The sequence below is a fragment of the Pedobacter suwonensis genome (assembly GCF_900111825.1).
Taxonomy (GTDB): domain Bacteria; phylum Bacteroidota; class Bacteroidia; order Sphingobacteriales; family Sphingobacteriaceae; genus Pedobacter; species Pedobacter suwonensis.
This window is the reverse complement of record NZ_FOJM01000005.1, coordinates 92,772-104,439: the sequence shown is the minus strand read 5'-3', so window position 1 is coordinate 104,439 and position 11,668 is coordinate 92,772. Positions and strand designations below refer to the sequence as shown.

Below are 11,668 nucleotides of genomic sequence, written 5' to 3'. Positions count from 1 at the left end.
GCATTCTATTAAAACAAGAATGATTTCAGTATTCATTGTATCTGTGTAGATGAAGATCCGCTCACTCTTCACCTCATTATTTTCATTAGCCGAATGCTAAACTAATGGATAGTTTTTCAACGCAACCTATTCACTTAGTTTCATACGATCCAATGAAGCAGATCTATTGTTTTCGGAAATCAAAGTGTCAAAACTCAGCAGTTTGGAACTTACAGAAATACTTATTTTTCCACCGCAACACCTTTACGTCAAAACCATTATAAGCTTTTAGCGTTAACCTATACAAACAAATTGAAAACGCTACTATGAAACCTATACATCTAATTCTCGCATTTATTTTATTATCAGCCTGCAATAACTCGCAAAAAAAGGCAAAAGAGCAACCAACATCTCGAACGGCGGCAAAAGGCACTATTCTTATACCTCAAGCAAAAAATGATGTTGAAGTTAAGGATTGGTCAGATGATTTTAAGAATTTTAGAGAAACCATTTATTCAAAAGATCTCAAAAAGCTCAAAACATATTTTGATTTCCCGGTTGCAGATGATGGTGCCTCCATCTGGAGTTTATGCAATTTGACCGAAGCTGAAATAAAGGAAAGAAAAAACAAATTCGAAAATCCCGATCTATTTTACGAACAAGACCTGGAACAATATTATAGCAGAATTTTTAATGCAGATTTTGTTAAAACATTACTGAAAATTAATGCTGATCAGCTATACCAAACAGGTTATAATGAAACGCCAGAAGTTACAACAAACGAAACGAAATATCAACTGATTGCCGAATACAATAAGACCAGTAAGGTGTTGAGTTTAAACTTAGCTTATACCAACAATGCCAAAGATGAAGAAGGCAATGCTGTAAGCGAAGGTGAATACAATATTATTTACAGCTTTGCAGTTATTGATGGCAAATACCTAAAATTTAAGAGAATCGACATTGCTAGTTAGATTAAACCGCATTAACTTTTATGAAAATGACAAAACTGATCAATTGCCTGTTTCTGGGTATTTTGGCAACGACATACGCCTGTAACAACGTAACCAAAAGTAATAACGAAGCCGTGGAAGTTGGTCCTGCAGATAATACAGCAAAGGTCATCGTTGATACGCCTACCGCTTCATTACCTTCAGTTCAGCTGCCAAAGGAAAAGCCCGAAGAAGTCCGGCTTGATGATCATGATAACGTTGATTTCGAACGATATCATGTAGATGCTGCAAAAGTAACCCAATATGCGCCTATAAACTGGGCAAGCTACCCCAATGCTAAAGATTTTAAAACCAGAATTACGGAAGCTTACCAAACCAACGAAATCAGCTTTGCAGGATACTATGTCGTTTCTGTATTTGGCTGCGGCGCGAGTTGTATCATGGGGTTTATGATTGATGTAAGAGATGGAAAAATATACGACCTGCCGCTGGGTGAAGAGAATTCATGTCTTTTTGCAGAGGATAGAGCAATCGGCAACCTAACAAGCAGGCTTTTTATCGCCGGGATTTGCAAAGAAAATCCGGAAGACAAAAAAGTTTACTACAGAGCTTATTTATGGGATGAGGGTAAGAAAGAATTTGAAAAGGTGGAAGCCGCTGCATTTTTAAAAAAAAACTAATTTAATTTTCAGCAAGTATGATTAAATATCTTAAACATCGCTTTTAAAAGGAAAGTGTTGCAACAATAAAGCATTTCTCTTAAAGCCTCGTAATCAGAAACATTTAAATGATAACGTCTCCATAAGTTAATCAAAATATCATGATAAAACCGCTTCAAAAATTTGTATTCTTTTTTAATATTTCATTAACAATTATCGCTTGCCAAAATAAAAAACAGCAAGCGGAGAAAATAGTTGCAGATACTGTAAAAAATCAACCGGAACTTTCTCAACAAGCTGACTCCACAAGTGCAGATCCTTTTTTTCCCGGTACGGGTAATACCATTAACGATTTTGTTCCGGCCAACTATAAAATAGATTTAGAAGCCACAGGCGACCTGAACAACGATGGACTAAAAGATGCAGTTATCGTACTCATAAGCCAGCAGGATAGCACGGCACTTCGCCCTACTTTAGTACTTTTTAAACAAGGTGAAAAATATAAACGCTATGATCAATCATTCTCGGCAGTGGAGCCTAAATACCGTGAAAATGGTTACTCCATCTACGACTATGAAAATATTAAGATTGATAGTGGAAAACTGGTTATTTCTATGCAGGCAACCGGTCCGGCAGGCAGCATTGAAAGTACTTATCAATACATCAACAAAGATTTAATTTTAACACAGGTTAGTGCTTTTAGTATGGGTGCCGGAGGGCATACAGAACAGAAAATTGATTTGTTGAAAGGCACTTACACCCAAACCGATATTAACACCATGAAGGAGGATATGCCAAGCACTACTGATACCAAAAACTACAAAATACCAACGGTATTATTCAAAGATAGCGATCCAGGTAAGATCATGACCAATGCTTTCAATAAAGTGGGAAACTAAGTTAAACCTTAAAACTCCGGCATTTATGGTAGTTGCAGTCCTGCTATAGATTACCAGATTGACCTAAGCTGGCTAAAATTAACATTAAAGCACGTGCGAATCCCTTTATTTACAGTTTAATTCCATTTGCATGGCTAATTACGGATATAGAAGTTGTCAGGTATCCAACATTAAATTAATTTGTTCCAAATTTTAAATATTTTAATTGTAATTACCAACGATCATCCGCTCCGCTTTTGTTGAGCGTTAACTGTCTTGGGGGCGTTGAACAGCACCTGCATAAACGGATTTAGCTCAGTTCCCTACGAATAATGAACCATATTCAACGAATGTCAGTTAGCATAAAAATCATAAAAAATTGATTTTTAAATTTAATCTAATATCACTAAAAAACTTAAGCTAATACAATTATGACTGTTACTTACATGATGTTGGTTTTTACAACAATTTATCTGACAAGCACCTATCTTTATTACAGATACACAGTAAAAAAAGAAAAAGAATTTAGATACAAACCCTTATTTCTTTTGGTAATCGGTATATTATTTCTGTTGTCTCTTTATGGAAGTTTAACCAGCACTCCATTTGGAGAAATCGTCCCGTTTATCAGGTAGCTTATCCCGCTATAGGGTTGCTTAACTGGAAATAAAATGCTTTACAAATTGCAAAAACAGTGTATTAAATTGCAATCTCATTCCTCATCAAGATGGGCTTCCAAAAGTACAGTGATTTTAAGTACATTATTTTAGTAATTCAGTGGTGGTATTTTGAATCTAAGGAGCAAATAAATGATAGCATATCATCAATAGAAATGATAATTGAGTTGTAGTCATCCGCTAAAAGATTTCGAGAAATAGAAGATTATCAAAAGATTCTAAGAGAAAAACCATTTTCTTTATTTTAGATGAATTAAGTCACTTAAAATATTTCTCTTATGATCAGTAGAATACTATACGTCTTGTTTTTAAGCACAATATTCAGCTTGAACCTAAAGGCACAAAACTTTGCAAAGAGTCCATCTGATGTAGTTCCATTTCAGGTAACGGTTAAAGCCGCTGTCTTCAAAGGTAAAAATGCTTTAGCCCTCGAAATAAAAGGCGAAGCAGATGGAGACAATACACTTGCGATCTTAAAAGATACTGACTTTCATAACGGAATAATTGAAGCCTCCATTTCGGGACAAACACTTGCAAACGCTAGTGAGACAGCACGTGGGTTTGTAGGAATAGCATTCAGAGCAGCTCTTGACGCGTCAAAAACGGAAGTTTTTTATTTACGTCCCACCAATGGTCGTGCAAATGACCAGTTACGGAGGAATCATTCCAGCCAGTATATTTCTATTCCAGGATATCCATGGGAAAAATTAAGAAAAGAAACACCAGGAAAGTATGAAGCTTATGTAGATATCTTGCCGGCAGAATGGATCAAAATAAAAATTGTGGTAAAGGATGAAACGGCCAGACTATATGTAAATGGTGCAGCTCAACCCACTTTAATTGTAAATGACCTGAAACAGGGTAAAAATCTCCGCGGAAGTATAGGATTATGGATAGGCCCGGGAACCTTAGGTCACTTTACTGATGTTAAAATAACCAAAGAGGACTAACGACATAACCATTAGGAGTCACTTAAAAAATGGCAAGAATATACAAACACCTATCAATGGTAAAGCACATTTAAAAAATAAACAGTGATATGTAAATTTCAGCTTTAACTAACGATCAGGAGGTACAACTTTAGCAGGCACACATGAAAAAACTAATGATTATCGCAGGTATATTAACTTTAAATTTATCAACCTATGCGCAGAAAAAGTTGGTAAAAGACATTGATTTGGATGGAAAGATGGATACTGTTTACCTGGATGAACACGATCATAAAATTACTTGTAGATTATCTACCCAAAACTTTAAAAAAATAAAAAGTAAAAAAATAGAAACGGCTGGAGATAATACCCTCATTGAACCTAAAAAAACCGGTTTCGAAATGAATACGAATTGGATGCGTTCGGGTTATGCCTGCCAGTTTAGGTATGAGAAAAATGAAAAGCGAATAAGGTTAATCGGCGTAAGTGAGTACGCTTTGGGGAGCGCAACAAACGACGGTAGTGGTGAAGCAAGTATAAATCTACTTACTGGCGAATACGTGAGCAACTGGCATTATTTTGATCATTTGGCAAATAACGAAAAAGGCATGTTGGTTAAAATCCCGACTATTAAAGCGAAAATGCAATTCAAGAAAATTTATTTAGAAGATTTTGACGAGGAACAATATCATTCGATATCAGAAAAATTTAGTGCATTGGTAGAGAGGAATAAAAATTTAGAAGTGAAACGAAGAGAAGAGCATCGAGCCAACCAGACTGATGATTAGACCTAAAAAGGGCGACACTTTGTAGGTGGATCGAATCGCAAAGAACATCTATACATTCAGTAGCCATGGAATTATGAAACCGATACATGAAAGTTCAGAATAATCTAAGAAAGCTAATATAATTTGGAAAAAGACATGCTGGGAATAAAAGGCTCCTATCATGATATCGGTGCTAATGTGATGGAGGCTAATAAATGATCGGTCAATACGGTTTTAAAAAGATCAGTGACTTCTGGTAATTGTTAGATTAAGTTTTGACTAACTTCCTAGCCAGTTCATTCCAGTTGAGATTGGCAAATTTAAAAATTGTGGGCTCCCATTTTATGTTATAATTCGCAGTGGTTTCTAAATTGTAATGTAGCAAACAAAATTCACCTCATTTCAAACAAAAATAGCTGCAAGCCCGGGGGCCGCAGCTATTTATAAACTGATGTTTGTATAGTTATTATTTGAAAATACCAGCCAGGGTTTTGTTCAGTTCCTCTCCTCTCAAATCTTTACCTACCACCTTACCCTCGGGATCAAGCAGAAAGCTTGCTGGTACCGCTTTTACACCATATTCCTTAACAGCAGCGTTAGACCAAGCCTGTAGATCTGAAACATGCGTCCAGGTGAGGCCATCAGCTGCAATGGCTTTCAACCAGGCATCTTTTTTAGAATCGAGGGATACACCCAAAATTTCAAAGCCTTTGTCATGATATTTTTTATAAGCGGCCACTACATTTGGATTTTCTCTCCTGCAGGGTCCACACCAGCTCGCCCAGAAATCAACGAGTACATATTTCCCTCTAAAATCAGAAAGCTTTACAATTTTACCATCTTTATCAGGCATGGCAATTGCCGGAGCAACTTTCCCTTTGGCCGTTTTCGCATTCGTTTTTATTGCGGTGCTAATTTGTTCGCCAATATCTGATTGCCGTGCTTCTTTCGTGAGCATCCCATATAATTCTTCAGCTACCGGGAAATTCGGATAACTGATGAAGCGATCATAGATGATACCTGCCGATCCGGCTGAGCTTGGATTCCTGGAAACGTATTGCTTCACAGTTGCGATATTCAAAGTATCCAGGGCTCTAAATTCTCTGTCTAAGCCTGCACGGGTGGCGGTATCCATCTTGCCAGCTTTCTCTGCCTGATCAAGTCTTCCGTAAATACCTCCGGCCTTGGCAGTGATTGTTTTCCATGGGCCATTATAAAAATTCATATACACATCGTGCGCAGGAGAACCACTAATCACCACGGGCGATACACTATCAGGTTTAGACACATTGATGGCCGCGTTTTCTAATATAAAAACGATTGGGTTTTTAAGGTGTTTGCTTTCCAGTTTATAAAAGCCCGGTTGTTTAACCGCTCCTCTAAACATAAAACTGCCATTAATAACTTTGGTTGAATCTGTGATGACATATTTGTCGCCAGCTTCGTGACCAAGATATACCTTTTCATTAGCGGCAGGCAGCTTACCGGTTATTACATATTTCCCGTTCTGTGCAAATAGCGGGCCTCCACAACACATCAGCGTCGCAGGTACAAGGGTGAATACGGTTTTAAATAAAATGTTCATGTTATATCGCTTTTAACTTGGTATTTCTTTACTTATCTACATTCTGTTTGATGGTGCCATTACCCGGATTTTTTGAGGCACCCTGTGGAAATGGCATCGTCCACATACGTGAGTTAGGAGTAAGCGTTAAGGCTTGCCCACCTTCCGTTTTGCTTAGCGTAACAGCATAATTAGCATCTTTATTCAGGCGACGTGTATCAGCAAATGGTGTAATGCCTAAAATAAGTTCGTTTCTTTTGGTCCGCTGAATCAGTTTTACCGCTTCGATCGTGTTAGTTGCACTTAGCGGTGCATAATTTGCAGCAAAGATTCTTTTTACCCTCACCATGTTCAGGGTAGACATTGCACCTGGAACATCATTGAGACGTGCCTGACATTCTGCTTTAATCAGGTAAACTTCAGTGGTGGTTAGTCCACCCACGTTGAAATATCCGGTGGTAATGCTGGTATAATAAGTATCTGCACCAACTGTCCGGAGTTTCCAGCGTGAAGCAAACCTTGCATCTCCCTGTTCAAAACGGGTTGCACGGTCCACGCGGATCGACTGTTCCCGGCCGGCATTACTAGATGAACCATGACGGAAATAATAATTTTCCACATAATTAAAGCCCATTGGCGAAGGCGCATTTGAATATACATTAACTGCCTCTATCTGCGTTTTGTAAGTATTATAAAAAGTTGTCCAATCGAACAGTTTATCATTGTACTTCAACGCTTCGTTCGCGGCGGCCAAAGCTTCTGCATATCTTCCCATTTGTAAAAGTATCCTGGCTTTCAACGCATTTGCTGATCCGAGGTTAGGATGAAGTACTGTTGCACTGGTGGCACCCAAAGCTGGAATGGCCTCATTGATATCCTTTAACATAAAATCATATAACTCTTTGATCGATACCTGCGTATAAGGAGCGCCAATATCAGCACTGAGGATCAGCGGCACCGATAATTTGGTGCCTGCATTTGCTTCTTCATAAGTATCTGCGTAATAATTGGCAAGGATATCATAATCAAACGCCCTCAGCACTTTCGCCTGAGCAATCAGTTCAGCTTTCTGTGCATCGGTACCACCGGTAGTACCGGCTGCCTTTCCGATAATCAGGTTGCTGGTGTTTATTCCGGTGTACATGTTGTAATAGGTACCTTCATCGGCATTGTTTAATGCAATTCGATCCGCCGATTCATTCCAGTTATAGTTTGCCTTGTACAGGGGATAGTAATTCAGGTTGCCGCTGGTTTCAAACTTGTCGTTCAGCAAAAGTACAGCCTGGGTAATATCTGTGCGGTGGTTGCCATATTCATCGCGCAACAGGGCTTCATAATCTGATAGTGCGGTAGGAATCTGTCCGTACCCTACAGGAAGTATATCAATAAATTTATTGCAGCTGCTAAGGCTCAGTACTGAAGCAATAGCCGCTAATTTTATGGTGTTTAAAAGTATTTTTTTCATCACTTATGTCTTTAAATGTTCTTTTACTGCTGGTGCAGTATAAACTGTTTTTAGAAAGTCAGATAAGCTCCCAATACATAATTCGGCATGCTGTATCCATTAAGCAGGTATTTCGCCGTTTGAGATTTGGCCAGTGTAAATGCATTCTCCACATTAAACTGGAAACGTATATTGCTCATTCCTGCCTTTTTAGCCACCAGTTGCGGTACTTTATATGCAAGTGAAATATTTCTTAAACGCATATTGCTCGCATCAATCACATTGATATCAGCATAACCATACATACTGGCACTTTGGCTGTTATACGCAGGATCTTCGGCAAAAACCACTTTAGGCACATTGGTTGTTAGCTCATCACCAGGATTTCTCCACCGGTTTACAATATCTTTGTTTACGGTACTGATTTGCGTTACATAGCCGTTAAGCGCACTATTATAGCCGGCTCCAAGTGTAGGTAAAAATGTATTCCTCATTTTATGACCGCCCTCGAAAGTCAACAGAAAAGATAAAGTGAAGTTTTTATAATCCAGCGTACTGTTAAATGATCCGCTGTATTTTGGAACAGTCGTTCCGCTGTACACAATAGATTGTAGCGTAGTTGGCGAAGCCAACACCTTCTCTCCTTTTTCATTATAAACCTGTGGCAATCCTTTATCACTCAAACCAGCCCATTGATAACTGTAAATGGCATTGTATGGATTTCCGATACGCGGAAATGATTGCGGATAATCAAGCTGAAGAATATAGAAAGGAGCCTCGACATTCACGTAGGTAACTTTATTCTTGTTATAAGCATACTGTACACTTAAGTTCCAGTTCAAATCTTTAGCGCGTATAATATCGCCAGACAGATTCACTTCAATACCATTATTCAGCATCTTTCCGTTATTGATGACATAGGTTGAGTAACCAAATCCCTCTGTGGGCACGCCCTGCGTATTGGCAAGTAAATCGGTACCTCTTTTACGATAATAATCTACTGAACCCGACAAACGGTTATTCAATACAGCAAAGTCCAAACCGCCATTGGTGGTTGTTGTTTTTTCCCATGATAACATTGGATTTGGTCTACTGCCTACTGTTGCCTGCAAGCCTCCTACATTGTAGTTAGGGTTAAAATTAAAAGTGGTAAATGGTGCACTATTAGTGTAAACATTGCCGCCGATACCATGTGAAGCACGTAATTTCAACCGGTCTACCCAGTCTGCATTAAAGAAAGATTCCTTGTTGATATTCCAGCCTGCGCCAAATGACCAGATGGGTGTATGCTGATATTTTGAACTGGTACCCCAGAGGTTTGACTTATCCCATCGGATACTACTTGTAAAGAGATACTTTTCATCATAGGCATAGCCAACATTACTGTAGAAAGAGACAAAACGCTCTATATTGACCCTATTAAATGCTGCATCTCTTGCAGTAAAATTTCCCCCTCCGAGAATATTCCCGGGGTAGCTGCCCAATAAAGGCTGGTTGACTAAGCTGTAGGTTAATGTATTTGGATTATAATTGTAAAGCGACTGGTTATAATATTCAATTTTTCTGTTCCTGATCTCAGAACCTAAAATTGCGGTAAAGCTATGTTTCTCCCCAAAAGTTTTGTCAACGTTTAACTGCTGGCGGAAGTTATATGCATTATTGAACTGATTTTCTTTGTAATTGATATTCCCATAGGGAAGATTGAAGATTGCGGTTCCGCCAGCTACAGGATTACCAGAAGCAAAACTATTTACCTTACTGCGAACAAAATAGGAATTTTTATCATACAGCTGATCGAGCCTGCTGGTTGCATACTCATATTGAAAACTTGATTTGTAAGATAACCAATCGGTTATTTTTGCACCCAGGCGGACAAACGACCTGCTGGTAAAGTTCTTTGTTTTGCCAAGGTTCATTGCCTGTTCATCCAATGGCGTAATGTCCATATTGTACAGCCGGTTATTATTGATCAGTGCCATGGTATTGGCAGATAAACGTGACGCTGCAGTAGAAGTAAAGTTGCTTCCATCGGCATTCACCAAACGGTCGTAAGGTAAATAGGCATATCCCGGTGATAAGGTATTATAAGGCTGGGTATTCCCCTCAACGTAAGACAAGAATGTACTCAGTTCCATGCTCAGCCACTTGGTGATCTGGGTGGTGTTGTTGATATTAACACCAACGGATTCATCACCTGCAAATTTATCCTGTGTTTTATTGTTACGGTAAGTGACAGATGAATATAAAGCATTTTTTTCGGTTGCACTGCCGGCACTCAGGTTATATTGCTGATAAAAGGGATTACGTTTACTGTAATTTTCTACATCATCATAATACTGGTATCCACTGGATGCCAGTTGTGCTAATCTGCTGTTGAGATCTGCTTGTGATAGCGTACCGGCAGCATTTTTCAGAATAGCATTAATACCCTGGCTCGGATAGGCCATATTTTGCAATAGGTTGGCCGCATAATTAGCAGCATTTGCACCCCGTAAATTCGGGTTATTCGCCGCCCATTCTTTTTCCAGTTCTATGATGTCTGACGAACTCGTCAGGTTATCGGTATATAACCTGTAAGGTGATACAGTGAATGTACTGGAGGCAGAGATTTGAGGCTTGCCCATTTTTGCTTTCTTGGTTACAATAACGATAACACCATTGGAAGCACGTGCTCCATAGATAGATGCCGCAGCAGCATCTTTAAGTACCGTAATGCTTTCAATATCTTCCAGGTTTAGTCCCGGTATGCCTTGAGCTACATTATTGTTGGCATCCAGCTTCAGGTTTTCTATAGGGAAGCCATCGATTACATATAAAGGCTGTACCAGTTGGTTGTTCATTGAAGTTGTTCCTCTGATCAGACCATTGTTGTAACCTGGTACCCTGCCTTCCAGTAGCGACTGCATACTACTTAGACGCTGTTGATCCAGCTGCTTGGATGATACCTTCGAAAATGAGCCGGTAACGCGTTCTCTTGAAAGCGTTTGATAACCTGTTGAAACGGTCACTTCATCCAACTGACTGGTTTGAATAGCAAGCACGATGTTGCCAAGATTTTGCGAAGCCTTGATCTCCCTGGTCTGATAACCTAAAAACGTAACTACAAGTACAGCATCTTCATCCACATTCTCCAGTTTGAACTCACCATCACTATTGGTTACTACCTGTTTTTTCAATCCCTTTAAACTTACAATAGCGCCGGGAAGAGGCATATTTTTTTCGTTGAGCACCCTACCGGTAACATCAATCGCCTGAAAATGATTAATAATTTTTTCAAATAATGCAGGCGCTTTCTTTTTTACAAGTACTGATTTGTTGGTAATCGTAAATTCCAGCGATTGGTCTTTGAATATCTGATCAAGAACGTCGTTCAGTTCAGCATTTTTAACATCTATCGTAACTTTTTTAGAACCCTTTAACACAGAATTTGTGATCACAAAATCGTATCCTGTCTGGTCACTGATCTGATCAAAAATCGTAAATAGTCCAGCGTTTTTGGCCGACAGGGTAATTTTTTGTGCGTAGGTGGCCGCACTGACCTGCATGATAAAAGCAAGTATGAGTAAAGTGGTTAGCTTCATAACTCTCCATAGTTTGTGTTGCGCGCTAAGAAAGCGCACTGGTTTAGTGCAAATTTGGTACATTTGATAAGTTTGGTTGTTGCTTAAAGCCTTGTATTTCGAGTTCGCGGCTTTTAGCGGTTAGTTAACTGTTTGGTTAATTACCGGACTTTTATTACCAGTTCGATTGGCGTCGGACTGGTATTTAAATTTATTCTGCATCGCAGCCCCTTGTGGTCCCGGGGGGACGAATTTGAA

8 protein-coding genes are annotated in these 11,668 nt (G+C 39.0%); 5 read left to right on the top strand and 3 right to left on the bottom strand.

What is annotated here, in order from left to right:
• Positions 1–305 precede the first annotated feature (305 nt).
• From BM107_RS07900 to BM107_RS07875, 5 genes are all read left to right on the top strand, one after another.
• Positions 306–953 carry a hypothetical protein gene (locus BM107_RS07900; protein ID WP_090982020.1) on the top strand — a complete coding sequence of 216 codons (648 nt, stop codon included), beginning with the start codon at positions 306–308 and terminating at the stop codon, positions 951–953.
• Between the two features lie 20 nt (positions 954–973).
• Positions 974–1,612: a hypothetical protein gene (locus tag BM107_RS07895; protein WP_090982018.1), complete on the top strand. Its 639-nt coding sequence runs from the start codon at positions 974–976 to the stop codon at positions 1,610–1,612.
• Positions 1,613–1,752: 140 nt separating this feature from the next.
• On the top strand, positions 1,753–2,490 hold the full coding sequence (locus BM107_RS07890) for a hypothetical protein (protein ID WP_090982016.1): 738 nt from the start codon (positions 1,753–1,755) through the stop codon (positions 2,488–2,490).
• A gap of 934 nt (positions 2,491–3,424) precedes the next feature.
• A complete protein-coding gene (locus BM107_RS07880) occupies positions 3,425–4,096 on the top strand; it encodes a hypothetical protein (RefSeq protein ID WP_134203908.1) in 672 nt (223 codons plus the stop codon).
• 143 nt (positions 4,097–4,239) lie between these two features.
• A complete protein-coding gene (locus BM107_RS07875) occupies positions 4,240–4,863 on the top strand; it encodes a hypothetical protein (RefSeq protein ID WP_090982010.1) in 624 nt (207 codons plus the stop codon).
• A gap of 445 nt (positions 4,864–5,308) precedes the next feature.
• Here the strand turns inward: BM107_RS07875 and BM107_RS07870 are convergent, their stop codons facing one another.
• From BM107_RS07870 to BM107_RS07860, 3 genes are read right to left on the bottom strand one after another with little or no spacing between them, the layout of a single operon-like run.
• Positions 5,309–6,427 carry a TlpA disulfide reductase family protein gene (locus BM107_RS07870; protein WP_090982008.1) on the bottom strand — a complete coding sequence of 373 codons (1,119 nt, stop codon included), beginning with the start codon at positions 6,425–6,427 and terminating at the stop codon, positions 5,309–5,311.
• Positions 6,428–6,455: 28 nt separating this feature from the next.
• Entirely contained in the window at positions 6,456–7,871 is a 1,416-nt protein-coding gene (locus tag BM107_RS07865; protein WP_090982006.1) for a RagB/SusD family nutrient uptake outer membrane protein, read from the bottom strand.
• A 50-nt stretch (positions 7,872–7,921) separates the two neighbouring features.
• Positions 7,922–11,431: a SusC/RagA family TonB-linked outer membrane protein gene (locus tag BM107_RS07860; RefSeq protein WP_090982004.1), complete on the bottom strand. Its 3,510-nt coding sequence runs from the start codon at positions 11,429–11,431 to the stop codon at positions 7,922–7,924.
• Positions 11,432–11,668: the final 237 nt, after the last annotated feature.